Origin of the sequence: Sinorhizobium sp. RAC02 (assembly GCF_001713395.1) — a bacterium.
Classification (GTDB): Bacteria; Pseudomonadota; Alphaproteobacteria; order Rhizobiales; family Rhizobiaceae; genus Shinella.
In genome coordinates this window covers 2,552,787-2,573,268 of the sequence record NZ_CP016450.1, presented here as the reverse complement: position 1 = coordinate 2,573,268, position 20,482 = coordinate 2,552,787, and the positions used below count along the sequence as shown (strand labels likewise).

Here is a 20,482-nt window from a genome sequence, read left to right as displayed (position 1 = left end):
GAATCTGTGCCGCAATGTGGCAAGAATGCGCCATGTTTCGGAACGGCAAGGCGGCTCGTTAACCTTTGTTAACTTTTCCACCATAAAATTGTGGCCGAAGTCGATAAGTCCTACTATATATAGACCAAATCGGCACGCAATTCTTAATCAATTATTAAATTCCCCCAGTCACTTCCTCTAGTTGCCCGGGAATCGCCCGATTCGTACCACTGCCCGAACGAAGCACCACACTGATTCGGAGGCGGACGAATGATCGTAGTGGTTGATGAGCGCGAGCTCGTGAAAGACGGCTATACTTCTCTTTTTGGTCGCGAGGGCGTGCCCTCGACGGGGTTCGATCCCCGTGAATTCGGCGAGTGGGTCAACACCGCTGCCGATTCGGACATCGATGCGGTCGAGGCGTTCCTGATCGGTCAGGGCCAGCTCGGCATGGAGCTGCCCCGGGCTATCCGGGATCGCTCCCAGGCCCCGGTGATCGCGGTCAGCGATACACATTCTCTCGAAAACACCCTTGCGCTGTTTGACAGCGGCGTCGATGACGTCGTGCGCAAGCCGGTGCATCCCCGGGAAATTCTGGCCCGTGCGGCGGCCATCCGGCGGCGCTTGAAAGCGCTCACCAATTTCACCGAAATCGGCCCGATCCGCGTCTTCTCGGATGGTCGCGACCCGGAAATCAACGACGACGTCTTCCCGCTGCCGCGCCGCGAGCGCCGCATCCTCGAATACTTGGTCGCCAACCGCGGCCGCCGGCTTTCCAAGACCCAGATCTTCAACGCGATCTACGGAATCTTCGACGAGGATGTTGAGGAAAACGTCGTCGAAAGCCACATCAGCAAGCTGCGCAAGAAACTGCGCAAGAAGCTCGGTTTCGATCCGATCGATTCCAAGCGTTTCCTTGGCTACTGCATCGACTGGCAGAACTGAGATCAGGATTGCCGGCTGGCGGGGAAGGCGGACCCCGGCAGCCAGCTTCACGCAAGGCCCGTCCCATAGGGTCGAAGTACGAGACGAACGGGGATATGACATGAGTCTTTACGGCACGATGAGAACGGGTGTTTCCGGCATGAACGCACAGGCAAATCGCCTGAGCACCGTTGCCGACAACATCGCCAACGCGAATACGACGGGCTACAAGAAGGCCTCGACCCAGTTCTCCTCCCTGATTCTGCCTTCGACGGGCGGCGCCTACAATTCGGGCGGCGTCACCACGGATGTGCGTTACTCCATCTCGGCGCAGGGCACCTTCACCTACACGACCTCTTCGACCGATCTTGCCATCAACGGCAAGGGCTTCTTCATTGTCGAAGGCACGGACGGCCAGGAATACATGACCCGCGCCGGCGCCTTCACAATGATGGATGACGGCTCGCTGCAGAATTCCGCCGGCTACACGCTGATGGGCTACGAATATTCCTCGACCGAGGACCCGACGATCGTCGTCAACGGCTTCGATGGTCTGCAGCAGATCAACCTGTCGTCCAGCGCGCTGAACGCCAAGGGTTCGACCGCCGGTGCGCTCGACGTCAACCTGCCGTCCAACGAACCGGATGGCTACGAGAAGAAGACCTCGCTCGTCGCCTATGACAGCCAGGGCAACAAGCGCCTGATCGAATTCACCTACACGAAAACCGGCGACAATGCCTGGTCGGTCGACGCGACCTATGATGGCACCTCGGTGTTGCCAGGTGGCACCCCCATTGCAATGACCTTCGATTCGGAGGGCAAGCTTCTGACGCCGTCACCGGCGACGATCACCACGACGGCGCAAACCCTCGATGGGGCAAACCTCAATGCACTCTCCATCAGCATTGGTGGTTCGAGCCAGCTCGCCTCCGCCTTCGACGTGTCCAACGGCAAGATCGACGGCAATGGCGCCAGCAAGGTAACCGGCTACGAAATCAGCGATGACGGCGTCGTCTCGCTGAAGTACAGCAACGGTGAACTGACGCCGAAGTACCGCATCGCCATGGCTTCGGTACAGAGCCCCGACAACCTGAAGCCGCTGCCCGGCAACGTCTATTCGCAGAGCAACGAATCGGGCGTCGTCGTCATGGGGTATGCCGGCACCAACGGCTACGGCAGCATTATCTCCGGCGCGCTGGAAGACTCCAATGTCGACATCGCCGAAGAGCTGACAAGCATGATCGAGTCGCAGCGTAACTACACGGCGAACTCGAAGGTCTTCCAGACCGGCTCGGAACTCATGGAAGTCCTCGTCAACCTCAAGAGATAAGGCGGTTTAAACCCGCGCGCATTCCAGAGTTAGGTAGCAACGATGTCGCTTTCAGCAGCAATGAAGACTGCTCAGTCCAGTTTCTCCAACGTCGGCTTGCAATCCGCCGTCGCGTCGAAGAACATTGCCAATGCAAGCGACACGGCCTACGCCCGCCGCTCGGCGATCCTCGCCACGGCAGCGACCGGCGCCTCGGTTGTCGAAACGCAGCGTGCCCAGAACGAGGCGTTGCTGAAGCAGAATCTGCTCAGCATCTCCAAGTCCGCCGGGCAGGATACGCTGCTTTCCGGCCTGACGCGAATGAAGACGATGCTCGGCGGCGAGGATTACGAACTCGCCCCGTCCACCTATCTCGCCAAGCTGCGCGACAATCTCCAGACTTTCGCCGACAAGCCGAACGAAGTCTCGCTCGCCGAGACGGTGGTGGCGGATGCGATTGACGTCGCCAACTCGCTGAACACCACGTCGCAGGCGCTGCAGAAACTGCGCGCCGAGGCGGATTCGGACATCGCGACTTCGGTCACGGAGCTCAACCGCCTGCTCGGGGAATTCAAGACCTACAACGATCAGGTCAAGCAGGGCACTGCCGCCGGTACGGACGTCAACGATGCGCTCGACCAGCGCGACAAGCTGCTGACCCAGATCTCGTCGATCGTCGGCGTCAGCACCATGAGGCGGTCGAACAACGATCTCGCGCTCTACACGAGCGACGGCACCGTGCTCTTCGAAACCGTTGCACGCACGGTGACCTTCGCACCGACGCCGACCTATACGGCGGCCGTGACGGGCAACCAGGTCTATATCGACGGCGTCGCCGTCCAGGCGGGCACCGGCGGCAACACAAGCGCCCAGGGCTCGATTGCGGCACTCCTGCAGATCCGCGACCACGCAGCGCCGACCTTCCAGAAGCAGCTCGATGAAATCGCCCGCGGCGTCATCACGATGTTCTCCGAGGGCACTGACGAAGGCCTGTTCATCAGCAACGGCCTGCCGGCGCTGACGGATCCGGGCCTCTCGACCGTCATCCGCGTGAACCCCGATGTCATTTCGAACGAGGGCGGCAATCCGATGCTGCTCCGCGACGGCATCAACACCAACTACAACGTCGACAACAATGCGAGCTTTTCGGAGCTGCTGAACGGGTATGCCGCCGCCTTCGAGGCGCCGATGACCTTCGATCCGGCGGCCGCGATCGACGCGTCGGCAACCATCCTCGCCTTCGGCACGTCGTCGGTCGGCTGGGTGGAGCAGCTTCGCAGTGCGGCGACGACGGCGGGCGACGACAAGTCGGCGCTTCTCGGCCGCACCCAGGAAGCCCTCCTCAATGTGACCGCCGTCAGCCTCGACGAGGAGCTGGCGCTGCTTCTCGACCTCGAGCAGTCCTACAAAGCGTCAGCGAAACTCGTGGCAGCGGTCGATGAGATGATCGCGGCGCTTCTCCAAGCGGCGGGCTAAGGTATGAAGGCTTCTTTCGTTTCGAACATGTCCCTTCAGAATGCGATGCGGCTCACCGTGGCCACCGCGCAGAAGGAGATGCTGAAAGTCCAGGAGGAAAGCGTCACCGGGCGTCATTCGGACGTCGGTGCTGTCCTCGGCGCCAAGACCGCACGCACGCTCAACCTGCACCGCGATCTCCAGCGCATGGAATCGCTGAAAAGCACGAACGCGCTTACCACGCAGCGCCTCTCCGCCTCGCAGGAATCCCTGGGCACGATGTCGACGGCGGCGAACGACGCCATGGGCGTGTTGATCGCACTCTCCGGCATCACCTCCGCCGATCAGCTGCAGTTGGCGCAGAAGAACCTCGGCAGCGCCCTCCAGACGTTCACGGCTGCTGCAAACACCTCCTTCAGCGGCGAATATCTCTTCGCCGGCATCAATTCCGATGTGATGCCGCTCAACGACTATTTCCAGGAATCGCCGGTTTCCGACGCCAAGGCCGAATTCGACGCGGCCTTCCTCGCGCATTTCGGCTTCGACCAAGATGACAACGCCGTCGCCACCATCGATCCGGCGGACATGCAGTCCTTCATCGACACTCTCGAAGCGAGCTTCACGAGCGTGGATTGGCAGAACGACTGGTCGAACGCTTCCAGCGAGAACATGGAAAGCCGCGTCAGCACATCGGAGACCGTGCAGAGTTCGACCAACACCAACGCGGACGGCATGCGCTACATGGCACTCGGCCTCGTGCTGGGGCAGGAACTGCTGGCGCTCAACATCAGCGAAAGCGCGCGCAAGGTCGTCAGCGACGCGTCGATCGATTACATGGGCCGGGCGATTTCCGGCATTGACGGCGAGCGCAGCAAGCTCGGCATCTCCGAAGCGCGCGTTGCGCAGGCCAACACCTCGCTCAGTGCTCAGATCACCATTCTGAGCAACAGCATCAAGGACATGGAAGGTATCGATACCTACGAGGCGGCCACGCGTGTCACCACGCTCGAATCGCAGCTTTCGCTCGCCTACACGCTGACGTCGAGGATCCAGAACCTGAGCCTGCTGAATTACCTCTGATGAACCAGAGGGTACGGACACACATGAAGGATGTCTGAATGTACCAGTTTTCATATGCCGAGATCATGGAGGAGGGCGTCGCCGTCTCGAAAGATCGGGAACGACAGGTTCTCGACCGTTCGATCGCGCTCCTCAAGACGGCAATGGCGTCCGATGGCGGCAACTACGGCAAGGAGGCGGTGGAGGCCATTTACTTCACACGCCGCGTCTGGATCCGCTTCATCGAAGACCTCGGAAACCCGGAGAACCAGCTCGAAGACGAGCTGAGGGCCAATCTTATCTCCATTGCAATCTGGATTCTCAAGGAAATCGAAAAGATCCGCAAACGCGAATCGACGAACTTCCAGGGCATCATCGACATCACCACCATCATCAAGGATGGCATCAAATGAAAAGTACCCTGCGTATATCCCTGAAGTCCGGTGAGCGCATTTTCGTCAACGGCGCTGTTTTGAGGGTCGACCGCAAGGTAGCGGTCGAGTTCCTGAACGATGTCACATTCCTCCTGGAGAACCACGTTCTCCAGCCGGAACAGGCGACGACGCCGCTTCGCCAGCTCTACTTCATCGCGCAGATGGCATTGATCAACCCGGAAGGCGCCGAACAGTCGATCGCCATGTTCCGCAAGTCGGTCATCATGCTGCTCTCCTGCTTCAAGAACGAAGAGGTTCTGGCCGAACTGAAGCGCGTCGATGCGCTCGTCACCCAGGACCGCGTCTTCGAAGCACTGAAGGCAATCCGCGGGCTCTACCCGCTTGAGGATCGCATCCTCAACAACCACGAAATGGCGCCGGCCACGATCGAGCAGATCCGCAGGGAGATCGCACCATGGTAACGCCCGTCGGCGCCGCATCGAGCGCCAACACGCCCTATACGCCCTCGGTCTCCGGCGCCGATTCCGGCATCGACGAGAAGACCGCGACGCTGAACTACGAGAGCTTCCTGAAGCTGCTCGTCGCGCAGATGAAGAACCAGGATCCGACGGAGCCGATGGACGCGACCCAGCAGATGGCGCAGCTCGCGACCTTCTCGCAGGTCGAGCAGACCATCAAGACGAACAAGAACCTGGAAAGCCTGCTCCAGCGCACGTCGCTGCAGGAAGCCAACTCCGTGATCGGCCGCACCGTGACCAGCGAAGACGGCAAGATCACTGGTGTGGTGAAGGAAGTCACACTATACAATGACGGCATTGTCGCGAAGCTTGATTCGGGCAAGACGCTCGTCATCGGGCCGGGCGTGAAGATCAGCGACGGAAAAAGCGATACCAAGACGTGAATGAGGCAGACGCCCTCGATATAGCGCAGGCAGCCATCTGGACGGTCATCGCGGCCTCCGGCCCGGCCGTGCTCGCCGCCATGATCGTGGGCGTCGCCATTGCCTTTGTGCAGGCACTGACCCAGGTGCAGGAAATGACCCTCACCTTCGTGCCGAAAATCCTCGCGATCTTCGTGACGATCGCCATCTCGGCCCCCTTCATCGGCGCCCAGATCTCCATTTTTACCGATCTCGTCTTTTCCCGGATAGAAAGCGGCTTCTAGCCGGTTTTCCCAACCTTCGCGCAAGCTTCGGCCTGTAGGTCATGGGGTGAAATGGGCGGTGCGTGTGACGCGCCGCAGCCTCTCATGACGAGACGGGAAGCATTCAGATGGCGCAAGTACCGGCAATCAATATTCCGAAGGTCAGCCCGAATGGCCGCGATATCGCGTTCGCCATTGGCATCCTGACGATCCTGTCGATCCTCTTCTTGCCGATTCCGCCCTTCCTGATCGATATCGGCCTGGCGTTTTCCATCGCCTTCTCGGTGCTGATCCTGATGGTTTCGCTGTGGATCCAGCGACCGCTCGAATTCTCGTCTTTCCCGACCGTGTTGCTGATTGCGACCATGATACGCCTCGCGCTCAACATCGCGACGACGCGCGTCATCCTTTCGCACGGCAACGAGGGGCATGATGCGGCGGGCGGTGTGATCGCCGGTTTTGCCAGCCTCGTCATGTCCGGTGACTTCGTCATCGGTATCATCGTCTTCATGATCCTCATCGTGGTGAACTTCATCGTCATCACCAAGGGTGCGACGCGTATCGCGGAAGTCGGCGCGCGTTTCACCCTTGACGCCATCCCCGGCAAGCAGATGTCGATCGACGCCGACCTCTCCGCCGGCCTCATCGACGAGAAGCAGGCGCAGCTGCGCCGCCGCGAGCTGGAAGAGGAAAGCTCCTTTTTTGGTTCGATGGACGGTGCGTCGAAGTTCGTGCGCGGCGATGCCATCGCCGGCCTGCTCATCACCGCCATCAACGTCTTCGGCGGCATCATCATCGGTTATTTCCGCCACGGCATGGAGCTCGGCGAGGCGGCTGACGTCTTCGTCAAGCTGTCCGTCGGCGACGGTCTGGTTTCGCAGATCCCCGCCCTTATCGTTTCGCTTGCCGCCGGCCTTATCGTTTCGCGCGGCGGCACCGCCGGCTCCACAGACCAGGCCGTCGTCAACCAGCTCTCTGGCTACCCGCGCGCGCTGTTCGTTGCGTCCGGCCTGATGATGCTGCTGGCCGTCATTCCAGGTCTGCCGTTCTTCCCCTTCATGGCGCTGGGCGGCCTCATGGCCTTCGGCGCCTGGGTCATCCCGCGCCGTATCGAAGCGGAAAACCGCATCAAGCGCGATCAGGAGGCCCAGCAGGTCCAGCAGACGCGCGATCAGGAGAAGGATTCGGTCAAGTCGGTGCTGAAGACCGCCGAAATCGAGCTCCTGCTCGGCAAGCAGGTCTCCACGCGCCTGCTCGGTGCTCACCAGGAACTCGCCTTCCGCGTCGGCAAGATGCGCAAGAAGTTCGCCGGGCAATACGGCTTCGTCGTGCCGGAAATCAAGGTTTCCGACGACATCTCCATCCCCGACAAGTCCTACCAGATCCGCATTCACGGCACGACGATCGCATCAAACATCGTGCGTGTCGGCGAAGTGCTGGTCGTCACCGGCGGCGGCCGCAAGCCGAGCGTACCGGGCGACGATATCCGCGAACCCGCTTTCGGCATGCCGGCCGTCTCGATCCTCGAAACCTTTGCCGACGACCTGCGTCGCGAAGGCTTCCACCCGATCGACAACGTTTCGGTGGTGCTGACGCATCTGTCCGAAGTCATCCGCAACAACCTGCCGCAGCTTCTGTCCTACAAGGACGTGAAGGTGCTGATCGAGCGCCTCGATCCGGAATACCGCAAGCTCGCCGACGAGATCTGCTCGTCGCACATGTCCTATTCCGGCCTGCAGGCCGTGCTGAAGCTGCTGCTCGCCGAGCGCGTCTCCATCCGCAACCTGCATCTCATTCTGGAAGCGGTTGCCGAACTGGCGCCGCATGTCCGCAAAACCGAGCAGATCGTCGAGCATGTCCGTATCCGCATGGCGCAGCAGATCTGCGGCGACCTCACGGACAATGGCGTGCTGCCGGTGCTGCGTCTCGGCAACAAGTGGGACATGGTCTTCCATCAGGCGCTGAAGCGCGATTCGAAGGGCGAAATCGTCGAGTTCGATATCGATCCGCGCCAGCTCGAAGAGTTTTCCGAGCAGGCGACCCGGGTTATCCGCGAGTTTCTCGACCGCGGCACCCCGTTTGTACTGGTCACGTCGCCCGAATCCCGCTCTTATGTGCGCATGATCATCGAACGCCTGTTTGCCACATTGCCGGTTCTCTCGCATGTCGAGCTCGCCAAGGGCATCGAGATCAAGATCCTCGGCTCCATTTCATGATAACGGACCCGCAGGGCACGGTATTGGCGCTGTTCGCCGCCTTTTGCCGTGTCGGCGGGTGTTTCATGCTGTTGCCGGGTTTTTCCTCGGCGCGCCTTTCCGTGCAGATCCGGCTTCTCCTGGCGGTGGCGATCTCCATGGGCGTGCTGCCGATCCTGTGGGATACGATCTATCCGCGCGCATCATCGGGCTCGATTGCCAGCTACCTGACGCTGATCGTCTTCGAGACGCTGACCGGCGCGGTCATCGGCCTCATCGCACGCTACTATGTGCTCGGCCTGCAATTCGCCGGCACGGTGCTGACGATGATGATGGGCTTCAACGCGCCGCCGACGCCGGACGTGCTGGAAGACACCGCCGAAAACCAGCTGACGAACCTGCTGTCTTTTGCCGGCCTGCTGGTGCTCTTCATGCTGGATTTCCACCACGTCGTTCTCAGGGCGCTGATCGAATCCTACAACGTCATGCCGCTCGGTGCGGGCTTCAATCCGCAGAGCGCGCTGATCACGCTCACCGATACGCTGAGCCAGACCTTCATGATCATGCTCAGGCTGGCGAGCCCCTTCATTCTCTACGGTCTGGTGTTCAACGTCTCCGTTGGCCTCGTCAACAAGCTGGCGCCGCAGATCCCGATCTACTTCGTCTCGCTGCCCTTCATCATCATGGGCGGCCTGTTCCTGCTCTATTTCGGCGTTTCCTCGCTGCTCGAGATTTTCGCGGCAGGCTTCATTCCGGTCTTCAGGGGAGAGTGACGATGGCGCAAAGCCGTTCCGAAAAGCTGAAACGCCTCGTCAACGTGCAGCGCCATCTCGAGAAGATGGCGGAGATTGATCTGGCCAGCACCACCCGCCAGCGCGAGGAGGTGGCCCAGACCATGGATGCCGTCGCCGAGGCGATCAATTCGCTCAATCCGGTGCACAGAAGCTTTTCCAAGCACTACTCCAGCCAGCACAGCAAACTGCAGCAACAGGACCAGATGCTGGCCAACGTGCAGCAGATGCACGAGATGCGCGTGGTGCGTGAACGCACGAAGGGCGACCGCATGGACGAGCACAGGAAAGAAGCCCGCAGCGCTGAGGATCGCGAGGCTGCGGACGACGCGATCTACGATCTCATCGATCAGCACATCGCCTACAAGGGCAACGCTGAATAGGGTTTTCTGCAAGCTCCTGTAAGACAAGGCGATTTACCGACGCCTTATCAAGCTTGCGTCAAAATGGATTTCGCTGCTGCCCTCGTCACGGCATCGTCATTTGCCACCAGCCTCCCGTAAGGTTGAGCAGCGATAGTCGCATCCGGACGATGAAGAGGTTTACCGAAGCGGCCGCTTGTGTGGCGCGGGCAAACCGGATGTCCAAACAGTCAGAAGCCGGCGAACCGCCATGAGGACGGGTCCGGCGCGCAGGATTCACCTGAAAGGCTCTAGACGTGGCAATTTCTCCCCCCAGTGATCTGGTGCTCGATGTCGTGCGCGCTGCCGATCCGACCCTGGTTCAGGAAGCGCAGGCGAAGCTGAAATCGAACAAGGCCGCCTTCGAGGCGACGAGCCTTGCCGAAGCGGGCGCCGGTTTCCAGGCCGCCGTCGGCATTCTTAACCGGGATTCGGCGAGTAGCCATGCGTCTGCCGGCGCTTCCGCCGTGGGCGGCAAGGTCGTGCCGGAACATATGCGCAAGTTCGAAACCATGGTTTTGCAGAATTTCGTGAAATCCATGATGCCGGCCGAAAGCGAAGAGATTTACGGCAAGGGCACAGCCGGCGAGATGTGGCGCGGCATGATGGCCGACCAGCTCGGCGAAGCGCTATCCAAGGGCGGCGGCATCGGCATTGCCGAAAGCCTTGCCAAGAGCAGCGGCCTCGGCGCCGCCTCTCCCGAAAAGGACAAGAATACCGACCGTGTCGCCACCGGCATGGTTGATGCTCTGCAGCGCAAGGTCTTCGCCGACCTCACGCCGGGCATCAACGAACAAGACACCAAAGCGTAAGCGGAGAACAACAAAATGGAACAGGCTAGCAACGAAATCCGAATCCGCACTGTCCTTGGCCGGCTTGAGACGATCATCGATAACGAGAACGACAATATCGGCAACGATCCCGAATTCGACCTGCCGACCTCGAACGCGCACAAGAGCCGCTGCCTCTACGAACTCTACATGCTGACGCGCGACGTGCGCCCTGACGAGGTTCCGGCCAGCTTCTCGCCGCAGCTCGGCCGCGTGCGTGAAAAGCTCGCCACCAATGCACAGCGCGTGTCCGCCCATCTGGACGCCGTGCGCGAAGTGGTCACCATTCTGAAGAATGCGGTGCAGGACCTCGAGGCTGAAGGCACCTACTCGCAGGAACAGTTCCGGCTGGGCTACGGCACATGATCAAGCTCATCGGCACCGGCGTCTGGATCCTCGTCATCACGCTTGCCTCGGTCTATTTCTCGCTGAAGATGGCCTCGGCACCCAAGGTGGATACGGAAGCCGCCGCGCGCGAGGCCGCTATGGAGTTCGTGACGGGCTATACGACGACCGTGCCGGTGATCGGCGAGGGTGGCGTCCATGGCTACCTGCTGACCAAGCTCGCCTACAAGGCGAACAAGGAACTTGCCGCAAAGCAAGTCGTGCCTTTGCCGCAGATGATCACCGACGAGCTCTACACGCTGCTCGTCGGCAAGAAGATGATCGACGTGGCGGACACCGGAAGCTTCGATCTCGATGCATTCCGCGGCGTCGTGAAGGAAGGGTTGAACCGTCGGTTTGGCGCCGAAGTCATCGCCGAGGTCTATGTCGAGCAGATCGACTACATTACCACCGCTTCGGTGCAGGACCCGGCGCCCAAGAAAGGCGTGACCCTCCTCAAGGGCGAGGTTCCGGCCGGCCAGCAGACGGAAAAAAGCGGCGGTCACTGAAGCCAGCCGCTCTTATGACGCATGACTATCTTCGTGAAAGCCGGCTGCTTCAGAGCAGGCCGGCTTTTGCCGTATCGTCCTGGCGACGCTTCACCACCATGCCCGACAGTTTGTAGCGCATGACGTGATACAGGAAGACCGGGTTGCCGAGAATGTAGCGCCGCCACAGCCGGGTCGGTTCCTGGAGGAGCCGATAGAGCCATTCGAGCCGGAGCCGGCGGATACCGAGCGGCGCCCGTCGCACGTCGCCGGCAACGAAATCGAAAAGCGCGCCGACGCTGAGAACCAGCCGTGCATGGCCGGGACCGACATGCCGGTCGATCCATTTTTCCTGCGCCGGACTGCCCATGGCAACCAGCAGGATGTCCACCTTGGCGTCGCGAACCTGCTCCATGATCTCGTCGGACTTTTCGCGGTCGAAGAAGCCGTCGGAAATCGGGATGAATTCGTGCCAGGGGGCGTGTTGGCGGAAGTTTTCTGCAGCGCGCATCAACGTCGACTTGCGGGTGCCGATAAGGGCGACGCGCATCGGGCGGGTGATATAGGTCAGCAGTGCCGGCACGAAGTCCGTGCCGTTGAGGTTCGCCGGAAACTTGCGGCCATGGAACACCATGGAGGCGATATCGACGCCGTGTCCGTCCGGAAAAACGACCTGCCGTTCGAGCACGGCGCGGTAGTCCGGGTCGCGCATCATCAGGTTGGCATTGTTGGCGTTGATGAAGGCGATGACGGTCTGGCCGAAGGGCATGGTCGCGACCTCTTCGGCAAAGGCGAAGGCGTCGGCCCAGTCCAGTTCGCAGACCGGCAGGCCCAGAATGTCACGTTGCGAGGCGACGATGTTACCTGACGCGAGGTTCATGGCAGAGTTCCTTGTACCGCGACCGCAAGCGCAGGAAGGCCAGCCCCGACGACCATCATGGTCTGCCGGGCAGTGCATTCGATGAATAGAGTGGGAAAGGGCTTCATGCTGCTCCCGCAATGCTTGTGCTGCTGTCAGCGGATTTAGCAATTCCCCCTGAAAGGGCTTTTAAGGAATTCTTTAAAAGGTCGGCGACCCTATTCACGGTTTGGTAACCATGTCGGCTTTCAGACATTTAAGTCATTGATATGTATCGAAATTGTAACGTGGCGCGGGCGCTGATCACCTATCTAGGCGCGAAAATATTTGTACGTCGTGCTTCAAAAAAGGACTCTTTCTTCGCCTTGAAAGGTTCCTTCATGCCACCGCAGTGCCCTGTCACGGCTGACAGGAAAGCGGGTGTTAATAAATTGGGCAGGTTGTTTCCGGCGGGAGGCGCTTGAAATTATCCGTTTTGGACAGCATAGGGCGTTAAAAGGCCATTCCGTTGCGCGGCCGCTCCGATAGAGTGGTCGCACCGCATTCAGGGAGAGAAATGTGACCACCATTATCGATGGGAAGCAGGTTGCCGCTTCCGTGATTGACACTGTGAAGTCCGCAACCGCCACCCTGGAGAAGGAGACGGGGGTAAAACCCGGTCTTGCCGTCGTCATCGTCGGTGATGATCCGGCAAGCCACGCCTATGTCTCTTCCAAGAGCCGCATGGCCAAGGAGTGCGGCTTCACCTCCATCCAGCACACGCTGCCGGAGGAGACGACGCAGGAAGAACTCGCCCAACTCGTCGAAACGCTGAATGCCGACGAGACCGTTCACGGCATCCTCGTTCAGCTGCCTTTGCCGAAGCATCTGAATTCCGATCCGATCATCCAGTCGATCAAGCCGGAAAAGGACGTCGACGGCCTGCATGTCGTCAATGCCGGCAAGCTGGCGACTGGTGATCTTGATGGCGGCCTCGTCTCCTGCACGCCGGCCGGTGCCATGGTCTTCGTGCGCCGTATGCACGGCAACGATCTTTCCGGCCTGAATGCCGTGGTGGTCGGCCGTTCCAACCTCTTCGGCAAGCCGATGTCTGCATTGCTGCTTGCGGCGAACGCGACCGTCACGACCGCCCATTCGCGCACCAAGGACCTCGCCGCCGTCTGCCGCACTGCCGATATCCTGGTCGCTGCCGTCGGTCGCCCGGAAATGGTGAAGGCCGATTGGGTAAAGCCGGGTGCGACCGTCATCGACGTCGGAATCAACCGCATTCCGGCACCGGAGAAGGGCGAGGGCAAGTCGCGCATGGTCGGCGATGTTGCCTTCGACGAATGCGCCAAGGTTGCCGGCGCCATCACGCCTGTACCTGGTGGTGTCGGCCCGATGACCATCGCCATGCTGATGGCCAACACCGTGATCGCTGCCTACCGCAAGGCCGGCAAGGCGCCGCCGAAGTTCTGAGGAGAGCAGGTCCCACTAGAGGTTTGCAAACCTCGAATGCAATTCCGAGGCGCCCGATGGGCGCCTTTTTCATTTCCCGACCGGCGCTGGTCCGGTCGAAGCCCGCACGATCAGATCGGTCTTCCACAATTCCTGCTGAGGCAGCGTCTCGATCTGGAGGATGCCGGCGATCAGGCGGCGAGCGATGCGCTGGCCGGCGGCGCGTAGCGACGAGCGGGTCGTCGTCAGCGGCACCATGAAGTTCTCCGGCTTCAGCATCGGCAGCACGTCGTCGTGGGCGATCAGGGAAATGTCCTCGCCGAGCTTCAGCCCCGCCTGGTTGATTGCCCGCACGGCGCCGAGCGCCAGAACCGTACTGGAACAGAGCACGGCCGTCGGCGGTGTTTCGAGCCGGAGAAAGCGCTCCATGGCGTGAAAGCCGTGTTCGTCCGTCATCTGCGAATGCTGTACGCAGTCCTCGCGCAGCACGAGGCCCTGCTCGGCAAGCGCCCGCGCGGTGCCTTTCTTGCGGCGGATCGAGAAGGCGAGGTAGTCCGGGCCGTTGAGCAGCGCGAAATGCCGGTGGCCGAGTTGCACGAGCAGACGCGCGGCATCGTAGAAGGCGCCGGTATTGTCGATGTCGAGGAACGGATAGTCGTTCGGCACGCCGATCGAGCGGCCATGCACGACGAACGGTGTCTTCAGCGTCTTCATCATCGCGATACGCGGATCCCTTTCGCGCATATAGGCGAGGAAGAGGGCATCCACATTGCCGCTTGCGACCAGCCGCCGGCAGGTCGCCACCTCTTCGTCCGGATGGCTCGGATTGATGACGAAATGAAAGTCGTGCTTGACCGCCTCGTCGCCGAGGCCGGCCAGGAATTCACCGAAATGCACGTCTGACTCGATGCCATCAGCCGTCGGCATGACGAGGCCGATCGAGCCCGCACGACCCGTTGCAAGACGCTGGGCAGCGCGGTTCGGCCGGTATCCGGTCTCCCGGACGGCATCGAGCACGCGCTGGCGTGTTTCCGCGTTGACTTCCGGATATCCGTTCAGTGCCCTGCTCACGGTTGTCTGAGACAGGCCCAGCAACTGCGATAATTGCTTGAGATTCACATGCTTAGCTTTCTTGAAACAGCCGAAGCGCTTTGAATGTCGGGGTTTATTTTTGTCCAAAGCGTTTTGGCATCTAGCATCAGCAAATCCTTGAGGAAAAGCGGATTTGACCGTTTTGCGCCGCAAAACTACGCTGCACCGCGTCATGATTGGCGATTTCGCACCGAATCGATTCGGGGGACTTGACGAGGGCGAGGGGGAAATGGGATGAAAGGAAATCCAAAGCGCTTTGAATTTTGGGGTATTTTAGAGAATGCCTGCCCCGGGAGAGGGCGGGTTTGCTATGGGAGGCAAATCAGGTGAAAAAGACGTTTTTGATGACGGCTGCCCTCGCGCTTTTGATGGCGGGTGGCGCTGCTGCGGCTGATCTGAAGTTCAAGCCCGGCGAAGATTCCAAGTTCAACTGGCAAAGTTTTGAAGATTTCAAGAAGGGCCATGACCTCAAGGGCCAGACGCTGACCATTTTCGGCCCCTGGCGCGGTGAGGACGAGGCGCTCTTCAAGATCGTCTACGCCTATTTCACCGAGGCGACGGGCGTCGAGATCAAGTACTCCTCCTCGGAAAACTACGAACAGCAGATCGTCATCGACACGCAGGCCGGCAGCCCGCCGGATGTCGCCATCCTCCCGCAGCCCGGCCTGATCGCCGACCTCGCCTCCAAGGGTTACCTCTCGCCGCTCGGTGACGAGACCCAGAAATGGCTGCTCGACAATTACGCCGCCGGCCAGTCCTGGGTCGATCTTTCGACCTACAAGGGCAAGGACGGCAACGCAGCGCTTTTCGCCTTCCCCTACAAGATCGACGTGAAGTCGCTCGTCTGGTACGTGCCGGAAAACTTTGAAGATGCCGGCTACGAAGTGCCGAAGACCATGGAAGACCTGAAGGCGCTGACCGAGCAGATCGTCGCCGATGGCGGCACGCCCTGGTGCATTGGCCTCGGCTCCGGCGGTGCCACCGGCTGGCCGGCGACCGACTGGGTCGAAGACCTGATGCTGCGCACGGCAACACCGGAAACCTACGACAAGTGGGTTACCAACCAGATCCCGTTCACCGATGCCGCCGTGACCGGCGCACTCGATGAATTCGGCTGGTTCGCCAAGAACGACAAGTTCGTCGATGGCGGGGCGGCGGCCGTTGCCTCCACCGACTTCCGCGACAGCCCGAAGGGTCTCTTCGCTTCTCCGCCGAAATGCTACCTGCACCACCAGGCGTCGTTCATCCCGTCCTTCTTCCCGGAAGGCACGGTCGTCGGCGAGGATGCGGACTTCTTCTACATGCCGCCCTATGCCAGCAAGCCGGAACTCGGCAACCCGGTTCTCGGTGCCGGCACGCTCGCAATGATCACCAAGGACACGCCGGCCGCCCGCGCCTTCATCGAGTTCCTCAAGACGCCGATCGCGCATGAGGTCTGGATGGCGCAGACGAGCTTCCTGACGCCGTACAAGAGCGCCAACCCGGAAGCCTATGCCAACGCGCCGATGAAGAAGCAGGGCGAAATCCTGCTCAATTCGACGACGTTCCGCTTCGACGGTTCGGACCTGATGCCGGGCAAGATCGGTGCGGGCGCGTTCTGGACCGGCATGATCGACTTCGTTGGCGGCAAGTCCGCGGCCGATGTCGCAGCCGGTGTCCAGAAGTCCTGGGACGCAATCAAGTAAAATCTGGCGAACCGGCCGGTATATTAGCCGGCCGGTTTTCCTGAAGCATGCCGAAGTGCAGCCGGACCACGCGGTGCAACGCCGCGTGAATGATCGACTGACCCCTGAAGGTCCATCGGGGGAAGCATTCCTGGGGAGGAACTTCCGTGCAGCAACTGTTATTCGCCATTTTCACGATGGTGGGCGGCGTACTCGCCTGCGTCGTCTATTTCTTCGGAACGAACTGGCTGCTCGACAAGCTGTTCCCCTCCAAGGGGCTGACCGGAGCCAAGGCCTCGAAGAACCTGCGCATCACCAATGCGATCCGGCCCTGGCTGTTCATGGCGCCCGCCCTTCTCGCGCTGGCGATCTATCTCGTGTACCCCGTCTTCGAATCCGTGCGGCTCGCCTTCCATGACCGCACCGGCCAGCAATTCGTCGGTTTCAGCAATTTTGCTTGGATGATCAATGACGGCGAATTCCGCCAGTCGATCTTCAACAATTTCCTCTGGCTGCTCGTCGTGCCGGCGCTCGCCACCTTCTTCGGACTCGTCATCGCAGCACTGACCGATCGTATCTGGTGGGGTAATATTGCGAAAACCCTGATCTTCATGCCGATGGCGATCTCCTTCGTCGGCGCCGCCGTCATCTGGAAGTTCGTCTATGACTACCGCGCCGAAGGGTCCGAGCAGATCGGCATCCTGAACGCCATCGTCGTCGCCTTCGGTGGTGCGCCAGAAGCCTGGATGACCATTCCGTTCTGGAACAACTTCTTCCTCATGGTCATCCTGATCTGGATCCAGACCGGTTTTGCCATGGTGATTCTCTCGGCCGCACTTCGCGGCATTCCGGAGGAGACCATCGAGGCCGCCGTCATCGATGGTGCCAACGGCTTCCAGATCTTCTTCAAGATCATGGTGCCGCAGATCTGGGGCACGATCGCCGTGGTCTGGACGACGATCACCATTCTGGTGCTCAAGGTCTTCGACATCGTGCTCGCCATGACGAACGGACAGTGGCAGACGCAGGTTCTGGCGAACCTGATGTTCGACTGGATGTTCCGCGGCGGCGGCGATTTCGGGCGCGGTGCGGCCATTGCCGTGGTCATCATGATCCTCGTCATCCCGATCATGATCTGGAACATCCGCAACGCCACCAAGGAAATGGAGGGCCATTGAGATGATTGCTTCGTCCCGTTCGCCGCTCATCTTCGTAGTCCATCTTTCCGTCCTCCTTCTGGTGGCGCTTTGGACGCTGCCCACCGCCGGCCTGCTGATCTCGTCGCTGCGCGACAAGGACCAACTCGCCGTCTCCGGCTGGTGGACAGCGCTCTCCACCTCCTCGCAGAACATGACTGGCCGCGCTGCCTCACCGGAGGCACAGGTCGAGCGTGACGGCAAGTTCGTCATCAGCGGCAATCTGGTGGAAGGCGACACGGCGAAAGTCTCCGCCTTCGGCTTCCGTCCGATGCAGCCGGCAGCCTTCGAGCCTGGCAAGCCGGCCGATATCGGCGACGGCCAGACCCTGACCGTCAACGAGGACGGCAGCTACGAGATCGTCTCGCTGACGAAGATGGAAGGCACGCGCGGCCAGCGCATCTTCTACACGGCCTCGGTGCCGCCACGCTTCACGCTCGACAACTACCGTGAAGTGCTGAATGCCGAGGGCATCGGCGCCTCGTTCATCAACTCGCTGACGGTGGCGATCCCCGCCACGATCATCCCGATCCTCGTCGCCGCCTTCTGCGCCTATGCGCTCGCCTGGATGCCGTTTCCCGGTCGGGCGATCCTGATCGCCGTCATCGTCGGCCTGCTCGTCGTTCCACTGCAGATGTCGCTGATCCCGCTGCTTCGGCTGTATAATGGTGTCGGCGCCTTCTTCGGAGTGCCCGCAAAAACCTATGTCGGCATCTGGCTCGCCCATATGGGCTTCGGCCTGCCGCTCGCCGTCTACCTGCTGCGCAACTACATGGCCGGCCTGCCACGCGAGATCATGGAATCGGCCCGCGTCGATGGCGCTTCCGATTTCGATATCTTCGTGAAGATCATCCTGCCGTTGTCTTTCCCGGCACTCGCCTCGTTTGCTATCTTCCAGTTCCTGTGGACCTGGAACGACCTGCTCGTCGCCATGGTTTTCCTTGGTGCCGGCAATGAGGAACTGGTGCTGACCGGACGTCTCGTGAACCTGCTCGGCTCGCGCGGTGGCAACTGGGAAATCCTCACGGCCTCCGCCTTCATCACCATCATCGTCCCCCTCATCGTCTTCTTCAGCCTGCAGCGCTACCTTGTGCGCGGCCTGCTGGCGGGTTCGGTCAAGGGGGGCTGACAAGGCAATTCCAGCAAAGGTGCGAAGCGGTTTTGCGTCCGGGATTGTGCAGAGACTAAGACTTTCGCAACAGGAAAATCGAGAATGACGACGTTGGATTCCACTCTTCTCCAGCCGGACAAGGACTGGTGGCGCGGCGCGGTGATCTACCAGATCTACCCACGCTCCTTCCAGGACACCAACGGCGACGGGATCGGCGATCTGCGGGGCATCACCGAGCGCCTCGCCCATGTCGCCTCCCTCGGGGCGGATGCGATCTGGATCTCGCCGTTCTTCACCTCGCCGATGAAGGATTTCGGCTACGACGTCTCGGACTATCAGGACGTCGACCCGATCTTCGGCGTGCTGGCCGATTTCGACGCGCTGATCGCTGAGGCCCATCGCCTCAACATCCGCGTGATGATCGACCTCGTCCTGTCGCACACGTCAGACAAACATCCCTGGTTCGTCGAAAGCCGCTCCCGGCGCACCAACCCGCGGGCGGACTGGTATGTCTGGGCGGATTCCAAGCCGGACGGCACGCCGCCGAACAACTGGCTATCGATCTTCGGCGGTTCCGCCTGGCAGTGGGATCCGACCCGCCTGCAATATTACATGCACAATTTCCTGACCTCGCAGCCGGATCTCAACCTGCACAATCCCGAGGTCCAGGACGCGTTGCTGTCGGTCGCCCGCTTCTGGCTGGAGCGCGGGGTCGATGGCTTTCGCCTCGACACGATCAACTTCTACTTCCACGACAAGGAACTGCGCGACAACCCGTCGCTCGCCCCCGAACGCCGCAATGCGCAGACCGCGCCGGCCGTGAACCCCTACAACTACCAGGAACATCTCTACGACAAGAACCAGCCGGAGAACCTCGACTTCCTCAAGCGCTTCCGCGCGGTCATGGAGGAGTTCCCGGCAATTGCCGCCGTCGGCGAAGTGGGCGACAGCCAGCGTGGCCTGGAGATCGCCGGCGAATACACGTCCGGCGGCGACAAAATGCACATGTGCTACGCCTTCGAATTCCTCGCGCCCGATCCGCTGACGCCGGCCTTCGTCGCCGAGACGCAGCATGCGCTTGAAAAGGCGGCGCCCGAGGGCTGGGTCTGCTGGGCCTTCTCGAACCACGACGTGATGCGCCATGTCAGCCGTTGGGGCAATGCCGTTACCGATCATGAAGCCCATGCCAAGCTGCTCGCCAGCCTGCTCATGTCATTGCGCGGCTCGGTCTGCATTTACCAGGGGGAGGAACTTGCCCTGCCGGAAGCCGAGCTCGCCTATGAGGACCTTCAGGACCCCTACGGCATTCAGTTCTGGCCGGATTTCAAGGGGCGCGACGGCTGCCGCACGCCGATGGTCTGGGATGGCCGCCAGCAATCCGGCGGCTTCAGTCTTGGTAAGCCTTGGCTTCCCGTTTCGCCGGCCCATCTGGAGCGTGCCGTCAACGTGCAGGACGGCGACGAAGCCTCGGTGCTGGCGCATTACCGTCGTTTCCTCGCCTTCCGCAAGGAGCACGTGGCGCTCGTCAAGGGCGAGATCCAGTTCCATTCGGCGGAGGGCGCGATCCTGTCCTTCGTGCGCACGCACGGCAATGAAAAGGTGTTCTGCGCCTTCAACATGAGCCCGATCGCCCGCCTCGCCGATCTGCCTACAGGCACGTTGGAAGCGCTGGAAGGTCATGGCTTCGACAGTATCATGCATGAGGAAAACATAGAACTTCCGGCCTGGAGCGGGTTTTTCGCCCGCTTCGCTTGATCGGTCAAAACGTAA

The 20,482-nt window shown here is 60.8% G+C and carries 21 protein-coding genes; 19 read left to right on the top strand and 2 right to left on the bottom strand.

Features of this window, described 5'->3' with window-relative positions:
* Positions 1 to 249 precede the first annotated feature (249 nt).
* From rem to BSY16_RS12325, 14 genes are all read left to right on the top strand, one after another.
* Positions 250 to 924 carry a transcriptional activator Rem gene (gene rem / locus BSY16_RS12390; RefSeq protein WP_069059944.1) on the top strand — a complete coding sequence of 225 codons (675 nt, stop codon included), beginning with the start codon at positions 250 to 252 and terminating at the stop codon, positions 922 to 924.
* Between the two features lie 100 nt (positions 925 to 1,024).
* Positions 1,025 to 2,233: a flagellar hook protein FlgE gene (locus BSY16_RS12385; protein WP_069059943.1), complete on the top strand. Its 1,209-nt coding sequence runs from the start codon at positions 1,025 to 1,027 to the stop codon at positions 2,231 to 2,233.
* 42 nt (positions 2,234 to 2,275) lie between these two features.
* Positions 2,276 to 3,688, top strand: a complete 1,413-nt coding sequence (gene flgK / locus BSY16_RS12380) for a flagellar hook-associated protein FlgK (protein WP_069059942.1) — start codon at positions 2,276 to 2,278, stop codon at positions 3,686 to 3,688.
* A 3-nt stretch (positions 3,689 to 3,691) separates the two neighbouring features.
* Positions 3,692 to 4,747, top strand: a complete 1,056-nt coding sequence (locus BSY16_RS12375; RefSeq protein ID WP_069059941.1) for a flagellar hook-associated family protein — start codon at positions 3,692 to 3,694, stop codon at positions 4,745 to 4,747.
* Positions 4,748 to 4,785: 38 nt separating this feature from the next.
* On the top strand, positions 4,786 to 5,139 hold the full coding sequence (gene flaF, locus BSY16_RS12370) for a flagellar biosynthesis regulator FlaF (RefSeq protein ID WP_069059940.1): 354 nt from the start codon (positions 4,786 to 4,788) through the stop codon (positions 5,137 to 5,139).
* Entirely contained in the window at positions 5,136 to 5,582 is a 447-nt protein-coding gene (flbT, locus tag BSY16_RS12365; protein WP_069059939.1) for a flagellar biosynthesis repressor FlbT, read from the top strand. Before flaF ends, flbT begins: the two co-directional genes overlap by 4 nt.
* Entirely contained in the window at positions 5,576 to 6,022 is a 447-nt protein-coding gene (gene flgD / locus BSY16_RS12360) for a flagellar hook assembly protein FlgD (RefSeq protein WP_069059938.1), read from the top strand. The genes flbT and flgD overlap by 7 nt, the downstream gene beginning before the upstream one ends.
* Entirely contained in the window at positions 6,019 to 6,285 is a 267-nt protein-coding gene (gene fliQ, locus BSY16_RS12355; RefSeq protein ID WP_069059937.1) for a flagellar biosynthesis protein FliQ, read from the top strand. The genes flgD and fliQ overlap by 4 nt, the downstream gene beginning before the upstream one ends.
* Before the next feature lie 107 nt (positions 6,286 to 6,392).
* Complete coding sequence (gene flhA / locus BSY16_RS12350; RefSeq protein ID WP_069059936.1) at positions 6,393 to 8,480, top strand: flagellar biosynthesis protein FlhA; 2,088 nt, start codon at positions 6,393 to 6,395, stop codon at positions 8,478 to 8,480.
* Positions 8,477 to 9,232, top strand: coding sequence for a flagellar biosynthetic protein FliR (fliR, locus tag BSY16_RS12345; protein WP_069059935.1), 756 nt, complete (start codon positions 8,477 to 8,479; stop codon positions 9,230 to 9,232). The genes flhA and fliR overlap by 4 nt, the downstream gene beginning before the upstream one ends.
* A 2-nt stretch (positions 9,233 to 9,234) precedes the next feature.
* Positions 9,235 to 9,633, top strand: coding sequence for a hypothetical protein (locus BSY16_RS12340; RefSeq protein ID WP_069059934.1), 399 nt, complete (start codon positions 9,235 to 9,237; stop codon positions 9,631 to 9,633).
* Between the two features lie 275 nt (positions 9,634 to 9,908).
* Positions 9,909 to 10,463: a rod-binding protein gene (locus tag BSY16_RS12335; protein ID WP_069059933.1), complete on the top strand. Its 555-nt coding sequence runs from the start codon at positions 9,909 to 9,911 to the stop codon at positions 10,461 to 10,463.
* Between the two features lie 15 nt (positions 10,464 to 10,478).
* Positions 10,479 to 10,847 carry a hypothetical protein gene (locus tag BSY16_RS12330; RefSeq protein WP_069059932.1) on the top strand — a complete coding sequence of 123 codons (369 nt, stop codon included), beginning with the start codon at positions 10,479 to 10,481 and terminating at the stop codon, positions 10,845 to 10,847.
* Positions 10,844 to 11,374 (top strand): hypothetical protein, encoded by a 531-nt coding sequence (locus BSY16_RS12325; protein ID WP_069059931.1) that lies wholly within the window; start codon positions 10,844 to 10,846, stop codon positions 11,372 to 11,374. Before BSY16_RS12330 ends, BSY16_RS12325 begins: the two co-directional genes overlap by 4 nt.
* Positions 11,375 to 11,423: 49 nt before the next feature.
* Here the strand turns inward: BSY16_RS12325 and BSY16_RS12320 are convergent, their stop codons facing one another.
* Entirely contained in the window at positions 11,424 to 12,233 is an 810-nt protein-coding gene (locus BSY16_RS12320; protein WP_069059930.1) for a WecB/TagA/CpsF family glycosyltransferase, read from the bottom strand.
* Positions 12,234 to 12,770: 537 nt separating this feature from the next.
* Here BSY16_RS12320 and folD point away from each other — a divergent pair.
* The gene (gene folD, locus BSY16_RS12315; RefSeq protein WP_069059929.1) at positions 12,771 to 13,670 is read left to right on the top strand and encodes a bifunctional methylenetetrahydrofolate dehydrogenase/methenyltetrahydrofolate cyclohydrolase FolD; all 900 of its coding nucleotides are present in this window, start codon (positions 12,771 to 12,773) and stop codon (positions 13,668 to 13,670) included.
* Positions 13,671 to 13,739: 69 nt separating this feature from the next.
* Here folD and BSY16_RS12310 read toward each other — a convergent pair whose 3' ends face one another.
* On the bottom strand, positions 13,740 to 14,768 hold the full coding sequence (locus tag BSY16_RS12310) for a LacI family DNA-binding transcriptional regulator (RefSeq protein WP_069059928.1): 1,029 nt from the start codon (positions 14,766 to 14,768) through the stop codon (positions 13,740 to 13,742).
* A 317-nt stretch (positions 14,769 to 15,085) separates the two neighbouring features.
* Here BSY16_RS12310 and BSY16_RS12305 point away from each other — a divergent pair, with 317 nt between their 5' ends.
* From BSY16_RS12305 to bglA, 4 genes are all read left to right on the top strand, one after another.
* A complete protein-coding gene (locus BSY16_RS12305; protein WP_493105900.1) occupies positions 15,086 to 16,426 on the top strand; it encodes an ABC transporter substrate-binding protein in 1,341 nt (446 codons plus the stop codon).
* 146 nt (positions 16,427 to 16,572) lie between these two features.
* Positions 16,573 to 17,583: a carbohydrate ABC transporter permease gene (locus BSY16_RS12300; RefSeq protein ID WP_069059927.1), complete on the top strand. Its 1,011-nt coding sequence runs from the start codon at positions 16,573 to 16,575 to the stop codon at positions 17,581 to 17,583.
* A 1-nt stretch (position 17,584) separates the two neighbouring features.
* A complete protein-coding gene (locus BSY16_RS12295; protein ID WP_069059926.1) occupies positions 17,585 to 18,730 on the top strand; it encodes a carbohydrate ABC transporter permease in 1,146 nt (381 codons plus the stop codon).
* Positions 18,731 to 18,814: 84 nt separating this feature from the next.
* Positions 18,815 to 20,467 (top strand): beta-galactosidase BglA, encoded by a 1,653-nt coding sequence (bglA, locus tag BSY16_RS12290; RefSeq protein ID WP_069059925.1) that lies wholly within the window; start codon positions 18,815 to 18,817, stop codon positions 20,465 to 20,467.
* The last annotated feature ends 15 nt before the right edge of the window (positions 20,468 to 20,482 follow it).